The sequence below is a fragment of the Pantoea sp. paga genome, assembly GCF_007558755.1.
Lineage (GTDB): Bacteria > Pseudomonadota > Gammaproteobacteria > Enterobacterales > Enterobacteriaceae > Pantoea > Pantoea agglomerans.
Window position 1 is genome coordinate 1 of the sequence record NZ_VLTF01000014.1, and the last position, 17,271, is coordinate 17,271.

The 17,271-nt window shown below is 55.7% G+C and carries 14 protein-coding genes; 2 read left to right on the forward strand and 12 right to left on the reverse strand.

All coding sequences use genetic code 11. The annotated features are described in order from the left end of the window. The first annotated feature begins 272 nt into the window (after positions 1-272). The gene (locus FOV68_RS22745; RefSeq protein ID WP_031594658.1) at positions 273-1,562 is read left to right on the forward strand and encodes an MFS family transporter; all 1,290 of its coding nucleotides are present in this window, start codon (positions 273-275) and stop codon (positions 1,560-1,562) included. 9 nt (positions 1,563-1,571) lie between these two features. Here the strand turns inward: FOV68_RS22745 and FOV68_RS22750 are convergent, their stop codons facing one another. The 5 genes from FOV68_RS22750 to trxC form a co-directional block, all read right to left on the reverse strand. Further along, complete coding sequence (locus FOV68_RS22750) at positions 1,572-1,877, reverse strand: YfiM family lipoprotein (RefSeq protein ID WP_143991634.1); 306 nt, start codon at positions 1,875-1,877, stop codon at positions 1,572-1,574. A gap of 26 nt (positions 1,878-1,903) precedes the next feature. Continuing rightward, positions 1,904-3,259 (reverse strand): CDP-diacylglycerol--serine O-phosphatidyltransferase, encoded by a 1,356-nt coding sequence (gene pssA, locus FOV68_RS22755; RefSeq protein ID WP_143991635.1) that lies wholly within the window; start codon positions 3,257-3,259, stop codon positions 1,904-1,906. Between the two features lie 117 nt (positions 3,260-3,376). Continuing rightward, complete coding sequence (locus FOV68_RS22760; RefSeq protein WP_143991636.1) at positions 3,377-6,034, reverse strand: bifunctional acetate--CoA ligase family protein/GNAT family N-acetyltransferase; 2,658 nt, start codon at positions 6,032-6,034, stop codon at positions 3,377-3,379. Between the two features lie 138 nt (positions 6,035-6,172). Further along, entirely contained in the window at positions 6,173-6,850 is a 678-nt protein-coding gene (locus tag FOV68_RS22765; RefSeq protein WP_031594478.1) for a tRNA-uridine aminocarboxypropyltransferase, read from the reverse strand. Positions 6,851-6,931: 81 nt separating this feature from the next. Further along, positions 6,932-7,351 (reverse strand): thioredoxin TrxC, encoded by a 420-nt coding sequence (trxC, locus tag FOV68_RS22770; protein WP_143991637.1) that lies wholly within the window; start codon positions 7,349-7,351, stop codon positions 6,932-6,934. Between the two features lie 159 nt (positions 7,352-7,510). Between trxC and FOV68_RS22775 the strand changes: the two genes are divergently transcribed. Beyond that, the gene (locus tag FOV68_RS22775; protein ID WP_069025310.1) at positions 7,511-8,692 is read left to right on the forward strand and encodes a tRNA/rRNA methyltransferase; all 1,182 of its coding nucleotides are present in this window, start codon (positions 7,511-7,513) and stop codon (positions 8,690-8,692) included. 36 nt (positions 8,693-8,728) lie between these two features. Here FOV68_RS22775 and emrB read toward each other — a convergent pair whose 3' ends face one another. From emrB to proV, 7 genes are all read right to left on the reverse strand, one after another. Continuing rightward, positions 8,729-10,267: a multidrug efflux MFS transporter permease subunit EmrB gene (gene emrB, locus FOV68_RS22780; protein WP_143991638.1), complete on the reverse strand. Its 1,539-nt coding sequence runs from the start codon at positions 10,265-10,267 to the stop codon at positions 8,729-8,731. A gap of 16 nt (positions 10,268-10,283) precedes the next feature. Further along, complete coding sequence (gene emrA / locus FOV68_RS22785) at positions 10,284-11,456, reverse strand: multidrug efflux MFS transporter periplasmic adaptor subunit EmrA (RefSeq protein ID WP_143991639.1); 1,173 nt, start codon at positions 11,454-11,456, stop codon at positions 10,284-10,286. Positions 11,457-11,606: 150 nt separating this feature from the next. After that, a complete protein-coding gene (gene mprA / locus FOV68_RS22790; RefSeq protein WP_003850381.1) occupies positions 11,607-12,137 on the reverse strand; it encodes a transcriptional repressor MprA in 531 nt (176 codons plus the stop codon). Between the two features lie 302 nt (positions 12,138-12,439). After that, positions 12,440-13,627: an MFS transporter gene (locus FOV68_RS22795; protein WP_031594474.1), complete on the reverse strand. Its 1,188-nt coding sequence runs from the start codon at positions 13,625-13,627 to the stop codon at positions 12,440-12,442. Between the two features lie 212 nt (positions 13,628-13,839). Further along, positions 13,840-14,838, reverse strand: a complete 999-nt coding sequence (gene proX / locus FOV68_RS22800; protein ID WP_143991640.1) for a glycine betaine/L-proline ABC transporter substrate-binding protein ProX — start codon at positions 14,836-14,838, stop codon at positions 13,840-13,842. Between the two features lie 61 nt (positions 14,839-14,899). Continuing rightward, positions 14,900-15,991 carry a glycine betaine/L-proline ABC transporter permease ProW gene (gene proW, locus FOV68_RS22805; RefSeq protein WP_022624068.1) on the reverse strand — a complete coding sequence of 364 codons (1,092 nt, stop codon included), beginning with the start codon at positions 15,989-15,991 and terminating at the stop codon, positions 14,900-14,902. Continuing rightward, the gene (gene proV, locus FOV68_RS22810; RefSeq protein WP_031594472.1) at positions 15,988-17,184 is read right to left on the reverse strand and encodes a glycine betaine/L-proline ABC transporter ATP-binding protein ProV; all 1,197 of its coding nucleotides are present in this window, start codon (positions 17,182-17,184) and stop codon (positions 15,988-15,990) included. Before proV ends, proW begins: the two co-directional genes overlap by 4 nt. Positions 17,185-17,271 lie beyond the last annotated feature (87 nt).

The following is a 17,271-nucleotide window of genomic DNA, read 5'->3' on the forward strand; positions in this document are numbered from 1 at the left end:
ATAAGTGAAGAAGCCCCGCACAGTAGTGCGGGGCTTTTTTACGTCCGCACTTTGCCACATTAAGCTGAAAATGTGACCTGCGGGCATGCGGTATGTCACCCTTAACTCCCCATTATTCACTTCTGAATGACCAGCAACCCGCTGATTTTTCGATAATTAGCGACATGGCTCACAATAATAATCTCGGATTACGCCGCCTTTACCTTCAGTAGACTTAAATGCTTTACTCACTCCTTTAAACGCTGTTGATCAGCAAGGAACAGAGGTAAGGCATGGCACCCACAAATAATAAAACTCAGACGGATGATACAAAGAAACGTATCTGGGCTATCGTCGGCGCGTCATCGGGTAACCTGGTTGAGTGGTTCGACTTCTACGTTTACTCCTTCTTCTCACTCTATTTTGCCCACATTTTCTTTCCGCAGGGCGATACCACGACTCAGTTGTTACAAACAGCGGGCGTTTTTGCGGCAGGATTTTTAATGCGCCCGATTGGCGGCTGGCTGTTCGGCTATATCGGCGATAAACATGGCCGAAAAAATTCGATGCTGGTTTCGGTCTGCATGATGTGTTTTGGTTCGCTTGTGATCGCCTGCTTACCCGGTTATGAAACAATCGGTGTTGCTGCGCCCGTCATTCTGCTGCTGGCGCGTATGTTTCAGGGATTATCGGTGGGCGGAGAATATGGGACCAGCGCAACCTACATGAGCGAAGTGGCTCTGGAAGGACGCAAAGGATTCTACGCCTCATTCCAGTATGTCACGCTGATTGGTGGCCAGTTAGCGGCAGTGCTCACCGTCGTGGTACTCCAATTTCTGCTGACGGATGCAGAGCTGCGAAGCTGGGGCTGGCGTATTCCGTTCTTCCTCGGCGCACTGCTCGCCGTTGTCGCATTATGGTTACGACGCTCACTGGAAGAAACCTCAGATAAGACGAGCCGCGAACATCGCGATGCGGGTAGCGTAATCGGGTTACTGCGTAATCATACTCGTCCCTTCCTGATGGTGCTGGGTTTCACCGCAGGCGGCTCCCTGAGTTTTTACACCTTCACTACCTACATGCAGAAGTATCTGGTTAATACGTCAGGTATGGATCCTAAAACAGCCAGCGGCCTGATGACCGGTGCGCTGCTGGTCTTTATGCTGATTCAGCCGATTATCGGTGCCCTGTCAGATAAAATCGGTCGTCGCACCTCAATGATGATTTTTGGCGCGGGCGCGGCCATCTGTACGGTCCCCATTCTGACACTGTTGCAAAACGTGCAGAGCCCTGGTGTGGCTTTCCTGTTGATTATGCTGGCGCTGCTGATTACCAGCTTCTACACCGCCATCAGTGGCATTCTTAAAGCAGAAATGTTTCCGCCACAGGTGCGCGCACTGGGTGTAGGACTATCTTACGCAGTAGCGAATGCGATCTTTGGTGGGTCGGCAGAGTATGTTGCGTTGCTGATGAAGCAGCAGGGGATTGAGACGACTTTCTTCTGGTATGTTTCAGCGATGGGCGCGGTGGCATTTCTGGTGTCGCTGTTGCTGCACAAGCGCGGTAAGGGGATTAAGCTTTAACAGAGAAAGCTACTGACTCAGATTCCACAGGGCAATGCCGCTGGCAGCACCGGCGGCATCCCAGGCGAAATCTTTCCAGCTCCAGCCGCTGCTATTCGGGCGGCTGTCATACCACTCTTTTCCCGCCCCAGGAGTTAATGAAAACAGTCTGGATTGCAGGTCAGAATGGTGCTGACGCTGCCCATATTCACTACCGGCAGCGGCCAGAACTACAGAGGCGACAAAATGCTCCGCTTTATCTCGTCCGGTCCACTGATCTTCCGCCATATGGGCGCATCCGCTACACAACAACACAGCAAGCAGCACACTTCGCATAGCAGATGCCTTTTCGGCTGCAGTGATTAAAGAATCCGGCTGATCAGGCGATCGATACGTATCCGGCGCAGACGGCGAATCAGTTTGCGCACCTTGGCCGGGTAATCAGCAATACTCTCAAGCTCACGGAAATGCGTCACTACCGTTGTGTTCTGCCGGATTAACGTCAGTTCCTTCTCACGCTGAGCCGCTAACTCCAGATGAGGATCGTGGATCAACACTGCATTTTCCAGATCGAGCCGCCAGGCACGTGGATTGAGGTTATTACCGGTAATCAGCTGCCATTCGTCATCAACCCACATTCCTTTAAGGTGATAACTGTTCTCGCCATCCTTCCATAGTCTCACGACCAGCTGATCGGTCGTAACATAGTAGTGCAAACGACTCATAAAGCGACGCAGATTGATTTCATACAGGTAAGGCAGCGCACCGATGATTTTGAACGGCTGATCGGGCGCAATATAGAAGTCATTGGCCGTTTTATCACCGACGATGATCTCAACCTGTTTTCCCTGACGCAGAAGATGAATGATATTACGTACCAGCAAGGCAGGCATGTTGAAGTAGGGGGTACAGATGATCAGCTTCTGTTCCGCACAGGGCATCAGGTGGAAAATGGTTTTATTGAGCAGGCTATGCTTACCCAGACCGACCAGCGGCGTGACCGTCAGTTCATCGTTGCCAGCATTGCCTTCAAACTGATAATTGAAGCCGCGCAAATCCTGACGGAACTGGCGTGTCTCGTTTTTAATTTCAGGACTTGAGGGACGCTCAGCAAAATCGAGTCGGTTTACCGCTTCCGCTGACTTCAGATTGAGCGTAATCCAGTCATACATAGTATTGGTCAGCTGGGAATTACGGATAACCTGATAACGGTCATAGCGATACTTATCATGCTGATGCAGGTAGACATCATTGATGCTGGCACCGCTGTAGAGCAGCATGTCATCAATAATGAACCCTTTAAGGTGGAGCACGCCCAGCGCTTCACGGGTATTGACCGGGATACCATAAACCGGGATGGCGATATCCGGATAACGTGTCGCCATTTCGCAATACCAGTCGGCATTGGTTACGCCTCGCGCTGCGCCAATTCGGCCACGCTGTGCACGGTGCCAGTCAACCAGAATCGAGATATCCAGCTCCGGCCGCGCCTGCTTCGCACTATAAAGCGCATCCATGACGTCACGTCCGGCATCATCATTTTCCAGATAGAGCGCAACAATACAGATGCGAGTCTGCGCTGCCGCAATTTTCTCCAGCAACGTCTGGCGAAATTCGGCAGGCGAGTAAAGTGTCGACACATCCGCAACGGATTGTGACAGTTTCGGCAGCTGTGCGAGGTGTTGTTGGTGTTTGTTACGTTTAAATTTAGACAACATCACAGTGCACTTCTTCTCTGTTCATTGCATGGCCTTTTGCCATCAAATCAGGGTTATAACCACAAATAATAACATCAACTTCGCCGATTCGAACGTTTTTTACCTTTCTCTACAAGGTTAGTTGATCTCATTCTGTAAAGACAATTTCAGGCTGACAATCCCGTCATCCAGTTGAATATCAACATGAAAATTGAGCTTTCGTGCCAGCGTAATCATGCCTCGGTTATGGGGCATGGTGATACCGTTCAATTGTTGCAAGCCGTGATGCCGGGTGTAGCGGATCATCTTTTCCAGCAGGCGACGGCCCATGCCTAAGCCTTTCAGGTCGGAACGGACCAGCACCGAAAACTCCGCATCAATGTTATCTGCATCAGAGATAGCGCGGGTGACGCCGATGATCTCGGATCGTCCATGATGCTGACGTACCGCCACAATCGCCATCTCGCGGTCATAATCGATCTGGGTCATGTTGGCGAGATCATCATGAGTAAACTCACTGATTTCACTGAAGTAGCGGTAGTAGAGATCTTCTTTAGTGACCTGACTGATGAACTCGCGCAGCAGGGGTTCATCCTCTGGCAGAATGGGCCGGAACAGGCAGAATTGCCCATCCTTTAACTCCACCTGCTCTTCCAGATGCTGAGGATAAGGACGTATTGCCAGCCGTGCTTCGTTATCGCCGTGGAACGGAGCCAGCGTCAGGGTGACATCCAGCAGGGTAAAATCATTGCCCGCCGCCAGCAGCGGATGAATATCCAGTCGCTGGATCTCCGGGCAATCCACCACCAGGTTAGAGACCTGCACCAGCAGCTGGCTTAAACCGGGGATATCCAGCGGATTCAGTGCGCTGCGGCTGCGGATCTTTCCACTCTTGATCGCCTGAATCACCAGATAGCGTGCCAGCGTCATATTCAGCGGGGGAAGGGCAACGGCAGCCTGTTTATCGGCCTGCCATTCAACGCCGCCTTCCCCCAGCATAATGATCGGGCCAAACAGGGCATCCTGTTCGACCACGACCCGCAGCTCCTGTGCGCCTGCACGACTCGCCATGCTCTGAACCAGCAGCCCTTCGATACGTGCCTGCGGCAGCGTCTGTTTTACCCGATCAAAAATGGCCTCAGCGGCATGCTCCACTTCGCTGGCATTACGCAGGTAGAGCATCACGCCCTGCACCTCCGATTTATGCGCGATATCGGGTGAACGTAATTTCAGCGCCACCGGATAGCCAATCTGATCGGCAATCGCCACTGCCGCCTTACTGTCGCTGGCGATCCAGGTCGGCAGCGTGGCCAGGCCGTAAGCCTGCAACACCGGCTGCACTTCGTGGGTATCCAGCGCGGTAACACCGCGCTCCAGCGCCTGTGACAGCAGCTGGTGTGCATGGGCACTGTCCAGGTTCAGGGTGGCGGGCAGGGCAGGGGTTTCGCGTAGCTGCTTCTGGTTACGGCGGTACTCAACCTGATGCATAAAGGCGGTCACCGTTCCCTCTGGCGTGCGCCAGGTCGGTATCCCCGCCTGCGTAAAGGCACGGCGCGCGGCTTGCGAAGAGAACTCGCCACTCCAGTTGGTCAGCAGCGTCACCAGCTTACCGCGTGGGTGACGGGCGATGGTGTCGATCAGATGTCCGGCCGTTTCAGTCGCGGGCGCGACCGCGCTTGGCGCATGAATAATCATCAACGCGTCAAGTTCATGGCTGTCGAGCAGGATCTCTGTGCAGGCGGCATAACGTTCCGCTGTGGCGTCATCTTTTAAATCCAGCGGGTTGCCGCGGCCTGCGCCAGCGGGCAACAGCGCCTCGAGCTGCTGAATCGTCTGCTCGCTGAGCTGTGCCAGTTTCCCATTGCGGGCATAGAGCTCATCCAGCGCCAGCGCGGCGGGGGCGGCACCATTACTGATGATCATCAGCCTGTCGCCACGCAGCGGCCGCATATGACTCAGCGACTCAACGGCGGAGAAGAGCTCATGAGTATCCTGCACCCGCAGTAACCCGGCACGCTGAATGGCTGCATCCCAGGCGGCGTCCAGACCGCTGTGGGTGCCCAGCAGCACCTGTGCTTCCCGGCTGCGACCACTCTTGATCACCAGAATCGGTTTATTACGGGAGGCGCTGCGTGAGGCGGAAACAAAACGACGCGCATCGCTGAGGTGCTCCAGATAGAGCAGGATAGCGCTGGTTTTACCGTCGCGAGCCAGGAAGTCGAGCAGATCATCAACATCGGTATCCAGACTGTCACCCAGCGCGATAAACCAGGAGAATCCGAGATTACGCTGCTGCGCCCAGTCGAGAATGGTGTTGGATACGGCGGCGGACTGAGAGATAAATGCGATACGGCCTTTCTCTATCGGCACCGGCGAGAAGCTGGCATTCAATCCCTGCCAGGGTGCCAGCAGGCCAAGACTGTTCGGTCCCAGCAGCCGTATCTGCCACTGGCTGGCGCAGGCTTTGAGTTCGGCCGACTGGCTGGCGGGCGCAGAGAGAATAATGCAGGCCTTGCAGCCTTTTTTACCGAGCTGTTGCAGCAGTTCGAGGTTACGTTTTGAGTGGGTGCAGATCACTGCCAGGTCTGGCGCAAAAGGTAAGCTGTCGATGGTGGGCCAGGCCAGTACGCCGCTGACCGCTTTATATTTTGGCGTCACCGGCAACACCGGTCCGCTAAAACCGCCTGCCAGCAGGTTACGCATCATAAAGTATCCGGCGCGCCCTGGCGTGACCGAGGCACCAATTACCGCAATTGATTTAGGTCGTAACAGCGCTTCCAGTCCGCGTTGGCTCATCTCGCTCTCCAGAGTTCGGGATTTGCGTGATTGTAAACGCTTTTTGCTGGCAGTGCTTCCGGGCAGATCGCAGGCTGCGCATCCCGATTTTAATCTCTGTCACCGCAGGGACGCTCCCGCCGGAAGGTGACCGGGCGATTAAACCTGTCCGGCGTGGTGCGGTTTTCCTGCCAGATAGGCCGCGCGGAACTGATCAAAATGGTGAGATAACGCCTCAGCCGCCAGCCGATCGCCCGCCTGCGCCAGCAGCGCCGCGGCCACTTCAGCAGTGCAGTGCTGACCTGCGCCGTGGGCTTCACGCAGCGTATAGCGCGACGGGGTGCTGACATCCAGCGACATCACCGGCAGGGCGTCGAGCCAGGGGCTTTTACGGAACATTTTGCGGGCTTCGGTCCAGGTGCCATCCAGCATAATAAACAGCGGCGGTTTGCCACTGGCGGGCGGCGTTGTCAGCACTTCGCGACCGGGGTCGGCATAGGCGGCCGGGAAAACCACCAGCGGCTGATAATCGGGATTGCGCACCGCCGCCAGCAGCAGCGGATCCGGCTCGGTGCGTGACCAGCCAAAAGCCTGAGTATCCGGCAGAATATCGGCAATCAGCCGACCGGTGTTGCTCGGCTTCATCGGCTCGGTATCAAACATCACCAGGCAGAAGCGGCTACGAGCGGACTGCGGCACGATCTGACTGCAGAGACAGTTGACCTCTGGCAGCAGGCAGCCCTGACAGCGGATGACCCGATTCCCGCGCGCGAGGAAAGGACGGGTGGATCGGGCCAGGCGTTGGGTGCGCAAGCGCAAAACAGCATTATCAGACATGAGTATTCAGGGCAGGAAAAACGTCAGTGTAATCGAAGCGCAGGCGAAAAGGAAAAGGCCAGCGAGGCTGGCCTCTGAAGATTAAAGTGACTCATCCAGCCATTCATTGAAAGGCGCTTTGGGCATCGCGCCATTCAGCATGTCGACCCGCTCACCGTTCTTAAACAGCATGATGGTCGGGATACTGCGAATGTTGAAACGGGCGCTCAGGGCCGGTTCCGCTTCGGTGTTCACTTTAATAAAGCGGACTTTACCACTGCGTTCATTGGCGACATCTTTAAACACCGGCGCAAAATTGACACAGGGTCCGCACCAGGGCGCCCAGAAATCGATCACCACCGGCAGATCATCCTGCAGATATTTGTCAAAGTTAGCGCTGGTGGCATTCACCACTTCGCCATCAAATAACGCATTTCCACAGCGACCACATTTCGCCACGTCGGCAAGGCGTTCTTCTGGAACGCGATTGGTTGCCTGACAGGAAGCGCATACCGTATTCATAGGAACCTCTGATGTTGAAAAGTGTCAGTCTGGTAAATATTGTTCATTATGAAAGGGGACGGATTCCCTCTCAATCTGGATTGCTCTATAGGTTCAATAGTTGATAGCTAAGCGCCAGCACATCAGGTAATCTGCGCGCTCTCAATGCAGGAGGAAGACATGAACGACGAATTTAAAGGCAAGAGCGGTAAGGTTAAGGTGATGTACGTGCGTGGCGAGGACGATAAAAGCGCGCGCGCGCCTAATCCTCGTACAGGCAAAGGTGGTCACGCTGCTGCCCGTTCGGATGATAATCGTCGTTCGTCAGGCCCCCGTACTGAACGCAGTCAGGAAGGTGGTCGCTCAGCTGGCCGTCGCAGCGATGACACCGGTCGCAGCAGTTCACCGCGTCGTGATGAAGGCGGACGTGGCGCTCCACGCCGTTCAGACGATGGCGCAGGCCGCCGCAACGAGCGTGGCGATGATAATCGCGGCGCCTATGGCAGCAGCGATTCCCCATGGCGCACCGTGTCTCGCGCGCCATCAGCAGATCGTCCGGCAACCGAAAGCGATAAGCCGGATCACGGCGGCATCAGCGGCAAAAGCTTCGTCGATCCCGAGCAGATCCGTCGTCAGCGTAACGAAGAGACGCGCGTCTATGGTGAGAACGCCTGTCAGGCGCTGTTCCAGAGCCGTCCTGAAGCGATTGTTCGCGCCTGGTTCGTGCAGGAAGTGACACCGCGTTTCCGCGAAGCGCTGCGCTGGCTGGCGGCTAACCGCAAAGCCTATCACGTCGTGGAAGATGCTGAGATTACCAAAGCGTCAGGCACTGAGCATCATGGTGGCGTCTGCTTCCTGATCAAAAAGCGCATGGGGATGGCGGTTTCTGAATGGCTGAGCCAGGCGAATACCAAAGATTGCGTACTGGCACTGGAAGATGTCAGCAACCCGCATAACCTCGGCGCGATTATGCGCAGCTGCGCGCACTTCGGCGTAAAAGGTTTGCTGGTGAACGACGCCTCACTGCTGGAGTCCGGCGCAGCGGTACGTACCGCAGAAGGTGGTGCTGAGCATGTGCAGGCCATCAGCGGCGCAACCTTCAGTGAAGGTCTGGAAGCGTTCCGTAAAGCGGGTTACACCATCGTCACCACCTCCAGCCATCAGGGCACGCCGCTGGCGCAGGCTCAGCTGCCGGAGAAAATGGTGCTGGTGTTAGGGCAGGAGCGTGAAGGTCTTTCTGACACCGCGTTCAAACAGGGTGACATGAGCCTGTCGATTGGCGGCACCGGCAACGTAGAAAGCCTCAACGTCTCGGTCGCAACCGGCGTACTGCTCGCCGAATGGTGGCGTCAGAACGCATAAAAAAACGGGCCGAAAGGCCCGTTTTGCTTTGTCACATCAGTGCGCACCACCACCACCACCGCCGCCTGCGCTAAACGGCGGACGGGCAAACCAGATCAGCACCAGCAGAATCAAAAAGACCCCCGCCGACGCCCAGAAAATTTCATTCGCTGAAATAATCAGTCCCTGGTTAGTAATCTGCTGCGCGATCCAGGCCGACGCCTGCTGCTGCGTCATCCCCATGCTCTCCAGCTGGCTATACATCTGCTGCGAATTGACGTTGTAAGGGGTAATCGACTCCGTCAGGTAGCTATGATGCATCGACTCGCGGTTACTCCACATAGTGGTGGTAATCGACGTTCCCACCGAGCCTGCAAAGGTACGCATAAAGTTCGACAGGCTGGAGGCAGCGGCCATGCGCTCCGGCGGCAATCCCGACAGCGTAATGGTGGTCAGCGGCATAAAGAAGCAGGCCACGGCAAAGCCCTGAATAAACTGCGGCCAGGCTGAGGCACCAAAGTCCATTCCCGGTTCAAACGTATACGCGCGCCAGTAGAAGCAGACGGCATACATAATGAAGCTGAACGTGACCAGCCGTCGCATGTCGAGCTTATGGGCAAAGCGTCCGATTATCGGCGACAGGATCACCGGCAAAATGCCCACCGGCGCAGACGCCAGACCGGCCCAGGTTGCGGTGTAGCCGTAGACCTCCTGCAGCAGCTGCGGCAACAGAACAATCGAGCCGAAGTAGAGCATATAAGCCAGACTGATCGACAGGCAGCCAATGGTGAAGTTGCGCGACTTAAACAGCGACAGGTCAATGATCGGGTGATCGTCCGTCAGCTCCCACACCAGCAGAACTGACAGCGCAATCACGGCCACTACCCCGAGCACGATGATCTCGGACGAGTTAAACCAGTCGAGCTCCTTTCCGCGATCCAGCATCACCTGCAAACAGCCGATCCCCACCACCAGCAGCACCAGCCCGACCATATCGATCCGCCGGATTTCGGTTTTGGTTTCCCGGCCACGCAGGGTTTGCAGCGTCAGTATCACCACCGCCACACCAATGGGCACGTTGATAAAGAAGATCCAGCCCCAGTGGTAGTTATCGCTGATCCAGCCGCCCAGTATCGGGCCACAGATCGGTGCGACGATCACCGTCATCGCCCACAGCGACAGCGCAACACTGCGCTTGGCGGGCGGATAGTTGTTGAGCAGCAGACTTTGCGACAACGGGATCAATGGACCCGCGACGATCCCCTGAATGACGCGGAAGAAGATCAGCATCTCCAGGCTGTCTGACATGCCGCACGCCCAGGAGGCGATAGCAAACAGAATGGTCGACCAGGTAAAGAGCTTCACTTCACCGATGCGTTTTGCCAGCCAGCCGGTCAGCGGGATCGAGATCGCATTGGCCACACCAAACGAGGTGATCACCCAGGTTCCCTGGGAGTTCGACGCTCCCAGATTACCGGCAATCGTGGGGATAGCCACGTTGGCGATGGTCGAGTCCAGAACCTGCATGAACGTCGCCAGCGACAACGCAATGGTCATCAGGACCAGCGGCATTCCTTCAAGCGGTTTTTGTGCCATTACAGCCTCCGCGTCATCATCCGGCGTTGGCGCGGACGATATCGGTGATCAGCTGATTGACCGGCGCAAGGTCAATCGCCAGTGCGTTGCTGCTGTAAGCGGCTTGCTGACGGGCGCTGGTGGCCAGCGCGCTGCCCTCTTTGCTGGTGGTATCGATTTTAACCAGCGTTGACAGACCAATACGCAGCGGATGTCTGACGATATCTTCCTGATTCAGTTCGATACGAACCGGCAGGCGCTGAACCACTTTGATCCAGTTACCGGTGGCATTCTGTGCCGGCAACAGTGAGAAGGCGCTGCCGGTGCCCATATCCAGTCCTGCAACTTTGCCCTGATAAACCACTTCGTCACCATAGATGTCGGCAACCACGGTGACAGGCTGACCAATACGAACGCCAGCCAGCTGGGTCTCTTTAAAGTTGGCATCGACCCACAGATTCGTTGCAGGCACGACGGCAAGCAGCGGGGTGCTGGTGGAGATTTGCGAACCGACCTGTACGCTGCGACGGGAGACAAAACCATCCATCGGGCTACGGATTTCGGTGCGCTGCAGCGCCAGCCAGGCGTCACGCAACTCAGCCGCACTCTGTTGCACGGCAGGCTGATTTTCCAGTGAGGTGTTGAGGATCATCGCCTGATTCGCATTGTATTGCTGAATCGCCACGTCCAGTTGTGCTTTGGCCGTCGCGACGGCATCGCGGGAGTGTTGCAGCTCTTCACGGCCAATCAGATTAGCCGCACCTAACGGCTCACGGCGTTTCAGGTCGGCCTGTGCCTGCGCCAGAGCGGTCTGTTGCAATGTAATGCTGGCCTGATACTGTTTGCCATTAATCATCAGCTGATGCGTCTGACGCACGCTGGTGGCGAGTGCCGTCTGCGCTTTTTCAAACGCCTGCTCCGCATCCGTCTTATCCAGTGAAACCAGCACATCGCCTTTTTTGACGAAATCGGTATCTTCAAACCAGACTTTATTCACGCTACCGGAGACCTGTGCCATCACCTGCACCTGGTTACCCGCAACGTAGGCGTCATCCGTTTCCTGAAAATGGCGCAGGACCAGGAACCAGTAAACTCCCCAGGCAATACCAATCAGCACAAAGATCAGCGCCAGCACGATGAGCACACTTTTACGCTTCTTCTTTTTGTTGGCTGACGGTTGCGGGCTTTGTGCTTCTGCCGTTGCACTCATGTCTTTCTCCACGTTTTCCATTTAGTCGGGGGACAGAAATCCCTTTTCGCCAGCGCCCGAGTCGAAAAAGCCAGCGACTGAGCGCTGGCCAGATAAAAAAGGAAATTAAAATAACGGTTCCGACAGGTGATTGTGTCGCACTTATTGCTATTAGCGGGAAAGCGAGGCGATCAGCTGATCTTCATCCATTTTATCAAGACGATTAAGTAGCTTACGGGTGATGCCTTCCAGCTGCGACTTCTCATCGACGGAGAGCGATGACCAGAGGTACTGCAGGCTCTGATGCTGAGGTGGCAGCAGCTGACGCAGGAACTCCATCCCTTTATCGGTCAGATGCAGATGCAGGCAGCGACGGTCGTGATCGCTTTCGCGACGCTCAATCCAGCCGCGCTTTTCCAGCTCATCAGCAATGCGCGTGGCATTGGTGCGTGAAGAGCCGAGGGCAGAGCTGAGCTCAGAGGGCTGAATACTATGGTTTTCCTGTGCATCCAGCGTAATCAACGCCATAAACAGGGTTTCATTAATACCCTGTGCTTTCAGCATCTTATTGCGGTTGTCCAGCAGTTTACCCTGCATATGCATACAGAGACGCGTCAGAATAATTTCCTGCAACGGAAAATCCTTATGGCGATTGGCACGGATGTTTAGCATCTGCTCAATGGGAGTAAACGAACTTTCCATTAAAAAAAACCTCACTAATTGCAACTTGTATAATAACTATGGTGACAGGATAAGCGTAGTCACTTTTTGGCAGGTGATCGCTGACAGAATCACTATTCACCATCAAAGGCGTTCCAGGCCATTCCCTGGCCCTGGGTCAAAAACCCGTACGTCCGGCGGCAGCCGCTGTGCCGGAACGTAATCAAAAAGGGGGCAAATTTAATAATATCGCGGGGAAAAATAACTGAAGTGAATAGGTTTGCTACTAACCATAACAAACCTAACCATTTGTGACCAGACGCAATGCGCTGTCCGGCCAGGCTTCAGTTGATTTTTTCCGGCTCAAAGCGCGATCCGGCCGCCCAAATCAGCAGATTAACCACAGTCAGCAGCGCGCCAGCGACACAGACGCCATACCAGCCCCATAGATGGTAAGCGGTCGCGGAGAGCAGTGAGCCGGCCGCGCCACCCATAAAGTAGCTGGTCATGTAACCGGCATTAAGACGGTTCCGCGCCTCCGGCATCTGCGCGTAGATCACGCTTTGATTAGTGATATGGACGGCCTGTACCGCCAGATCCAGCAGCAGGATGCCGACGATCAGCGGCGCAAGCTGCTCCGCGCCCCACGCAATGGCGGCCCACGACAGCAGCATAAGCAGCAGGCCCAGTCGGGTGGTCAGCTTCGCTTTACCCTTGTCAGCCAGCGCGCCCGCCTGACGTGCGGCCAGCGCACCCGCGGCACCGACCAGCCCCAGCAAGCCAATCTCGCCCTCTGAGAAATGATAAGGCGCCCCGGCGAGCAGAAAGGCCATTGAGGTCCACAGCAGGCTGAAATTGGCAAAGGAGAGGCAGCCGGTCCAGGCGCGGGTGCGGAGCACCCGATTACCGGCATACAGGCGAAAGATGGAGGCCAGCAGCTGCGGATAGCTCATGGGCACAGACTGTTTCACGCGTGGCAGCGATCGCCACAGCGCCAGGGCCATCACCACCATCAGCAGGCTGGCAGTCCAGTAAACGGTACGCCAGCCGCCAAGCTGCGCCAGGCCGCCTGCCACGGTGCGCGCCAGCAGAATCCCCAGCAGCAAACCGCTCATTACCGTCCCCACGATTTTGCCGCGCCGCTCCGGCTCTGCCAGCGTGGCGGCCAGCGGCACCAGGATTTGTGCAGCGACCGAGAACAGGCCGGTCATCACCGTGCCCAGCAGTAAAAAGAGAAAGGAGTGCGAAAGGGCGATAATCACCATGCCCGCAGCAGCCAGCAGGATCATCGTGACAATCAGGCTGCGTCGTTCAAACCGATCGCCAAGCGGCACCAGCAGCAGCAGACCGCAGGCGTAGCCCAGCTGCGCCGTGGTCACAATAAATCCGGCGAGGCTGACAGAGAGATCAAACTGTTGGGCGATGGTATTCAGTAGTGGCTGAACGTAGTAATTACTGGCTACGCAGAGGCCGGTTGCTACTGACATCAGTATTACTAAAGCAGGCGTCAGACCCTGGCGAGTCGCATTCATAAACAGCATCGGTCGCTAATAATCATTTGAGGTTAATAGTAACTCAAAAAACTATTTCACACGCATGTTTATTAACAGGCCATACCAGTCGGGATCGCAGGCATAAAAAAAGGGCAGAAAAATTTCTGCCCTCAGATAACTGCCTGACTAGAAGCGTATGCTCACTGAGCCAGCACTTTTATCAACCGCCCTGGGGCGGAAATGTTTTCAGGTTATTGCGCGGCGGCCTGCGCCTCGCTGATCCATTTATCGAACTCAGCCTGATGCGCCTTAATCCAGCCATCCACATGACGGTTAATCGCCTCTTCTGAGTTTTGTCCGGCATGCATTGCTGAGTTTTCAGCATTGATATCGGTAATGGGCAGCTTCATTATCGCAAACAGACGGGCAGCCGCCGGGTTTTTCGCCGCCCAGGCTTTGTTGGCGACGATGTGCATGGTGTTAACCGGGAAACCGTAGTTCGCGCCGTTTGGCAGCTTAGTATCCACATCCTTCTGTTCGCCAGGCAGCGAAGAGAACGGCACCTGCAGCCAGACCACATCGCGGCCCGGCTTCAGCACATCGCTCAGCCAGTAGGGCGTCCAGGTGTAATAAAGAATCGGTTTACCCTGTTTGTAGCGTGCCAGCGTATCCGCCACCATCGCCGAATAGTTACCCATATTGGCGGTCACGGTATCACTGAGACCAAAGGCGCTGTTCTGATGATCAATCACCGCTTCACAGCCCCAGCCTGGCGTACAGCCGGTCATATCCGCTTTGCCATCGCCGTTGGCGTCAAACAGGCTGGCGATCTTAGGATCTTTCAGCTGTTCGATATTGGTGATGTGATATTTCTCGGCGGTCTTCTTATCAATCAGATAACCCTGGGCGGCACCGGTAACGTAGGTTCCCTGACGATAGAGCTTCTGATCGCCACCGGCGGCTTTGTACATGTCGTCATGCAGCGGCTGCCAGTTCACTGCGGTAAAGGTGGCGTCGCCAGCGGCGATAGAGGTGTAGCCAACGTTGTAATCCACTTCACTCGGTTTGCTGACCTGATAGCCGAGTTTTTCCAGCGCGCGGCTGACAATCAGGGTCTGAAAAGTCTCTTCAGCGATAGTGCTCTGTATGGGTTGTACCGTAATACCTTTGCCCGGCAGATCGGCAGCGGAGACGTGTGAAACGGCCAGCGTGGTTACCACGGCGGCGAGCAGAGAGGCTCTGTTGCGCATAGTCATTCCTTATTTCAGATGTCGCGTCAGGATGGGCGGCGCGCAGGCACCGCCCGACAGATTATTTTTTACGCGAAGGAGAGAAGATCAGGCCCAGCGGGCCGGTGTGATACCAGTGGCGATTACCGCGGCTGCGGCTATCGCGACCAAAAGATTGGGTCAGGCGGTCAAGGATAATGGCAAGGATCACAATCCCTACGCCACCCACCGTAGCCAGCCCCATATCGAGACGGCCAATACCGCGCAGGACCATCTGACCGAGTCCGCCCACGGCGATCATCGAGGCGATCACCACCATCGACAGCGCCAGCATCAGGGTCTGATTGACACCCGCCATAATGGTGGGCATCGCCAGCGGCAACTGCACTTTGAATAGCAGTTGACGCGGACTGGCACCAAAGGATTCGCTCGCTTCGATCAGATCGGCGGGCACCTGCTTAATGCCGAGAATAGTCAGACGCACAATCGGTGGCAGGGCGAAGATAATCGTGACCACCACGCCTGGCACGTTACCGATACCAAACAGCATTACAATCGGCACCAGATAGACAAAGGCGGGTGTCGTCTGCATCGCATCCAGCAAGGGACGTACGATACGCGCAGCCCGTTCACTGCGGGCCAGCCAGATCCCCAGCGGCAGGCCGATGAGAATGCAGAACATCAGTGCGGTAAGCACCAGCGCCAGCGTGACCATCGCCTGTGACCAGGCGCCAATTGCACCAATCACGATCAGCGATACCAGCGTGGCGATGCCCATGGCGGGCGTCGCGATCTGCCAGGCGATCAGTGCAAACACCAGAATCGCTACCGGCGCGGGCATCCCCAGCAACAGCTGCTGAAAGGCGCTGAGAATATAGTCAACCGGCACCCGGATACCCTGAAACAGCGGGCGGAAATGGTTGACCACCCAGTCGATGCCGGTAGTCACCCAGTGATCAAGCGGGATCCAGGTTTTGTGGAATGGATCCATGATATTGAAATGTTCCGGCGCGGGCGCAGGGGCGCTGTTGAGCCAGTCACTGCTGCTGGCTGCATCGGGTGTCGCGCTGCCATCGGGCGTGCCCCAGGCATCGGCACCGCCGCTGCTGGTGGGCGCAGCCTGACTGCTGGCGGCGGTGCCGCTATCCCACGGATTGGTGGTTTCCTGACTCATGGCTGGGCTCCTTCACGATCTAACGCGCGCAATAGCGTGCTTTTGGAAATGATACCGACATACTGATTCTCCTCACCGACCACTGGCACCGCACAGGGCGCCTGAGCGACGTGCGAGAGCAGATCGCTCAGTGAGGTATCGGCGGGCACCGCGGCTGGCGAGTCGAGGAGGGCGCTATCGAGTCCCAGACCTGCTGCCAGCGCGGCTTTCAGAGAGTCGGTGGAGACCACGCCAAGAAACTTCTGTTTCTCCAGCACGTAGCCGTAGTCACGGTCTTCATCCTGCAGCAGCTTAATGGCGGAGCGCGGGCCGAAACCTGGCGCTTTGCGGATCAATGCTCCCGCGCTACGACGGGCGATATCTTTGGCGCTGAATACGTGGCTGATATCGACGCCACGGAAAAAGGTGCGGACATAGTCATTGGCTGGGTTATTCAGGATTTCATCCGGCGTACCAACCTGTATCACTTCGCCGCCCTGCATAATGGCAATACGGTCGCCAATACGCATAGCTTCATCAAGATCGTGGGAAATAAAGACGATGGTGCGCTGATGCCTGGCTTGTAAATTAACCAGCTCATCCTGCATTTCAGTACGAATCAACGGATCCAGTGCGGAGAAGGCCTCATCCATTAATAAGATGTCGGGATTGATGGCCAGGGCGCGGGCTAATCCGACGCGCTGTCGCATCCCTCCGGAAAGTTCATCCGGGTAAGCGTGCGCATAATTCTCCAGCCCGACCTGACGTAACGCTTCCAGTGCTTTTTCCTGGCGTTCAGCCAATGCGACGCCCGCTAATTCCATGCCAAATGCCGTATTATTTAATACATTCATGTGCGGCATCAAAGCAAATGACTGGAATACCATACTGATTTTATTTCTGCGCACGTCACGCAGTTCGCTGGCTGATATTTTGGCAATATCGACACCGTCAATAATCACCTGGCCGCGCGTCGGCTCTATCAGACGATTGAGAAGGCGAACCATGGTCGATTTTCCTGAGCCGGATAATCCCATGATGACGAATATCTCGCCTTCTTCAATGGCCAGACTGGCGTTCTTTACGCCAAGGGAGAGCCCGGTCTTCTCAAGAATGACATCTTTGGTCGCACCCTTTTCAATATATTTAAACGCGCGTTCCGGATTGTCGCCAAATATTTTATAGAGATTTTTTACTTCGAGCTTAATAGCCATGCAGTCATTAAATCCTGGTTGAAATATCTAATATTATCCTGTCGTTCCCGCTGAAATTTAAGCAGGCCATACCGTAGCACACTGACG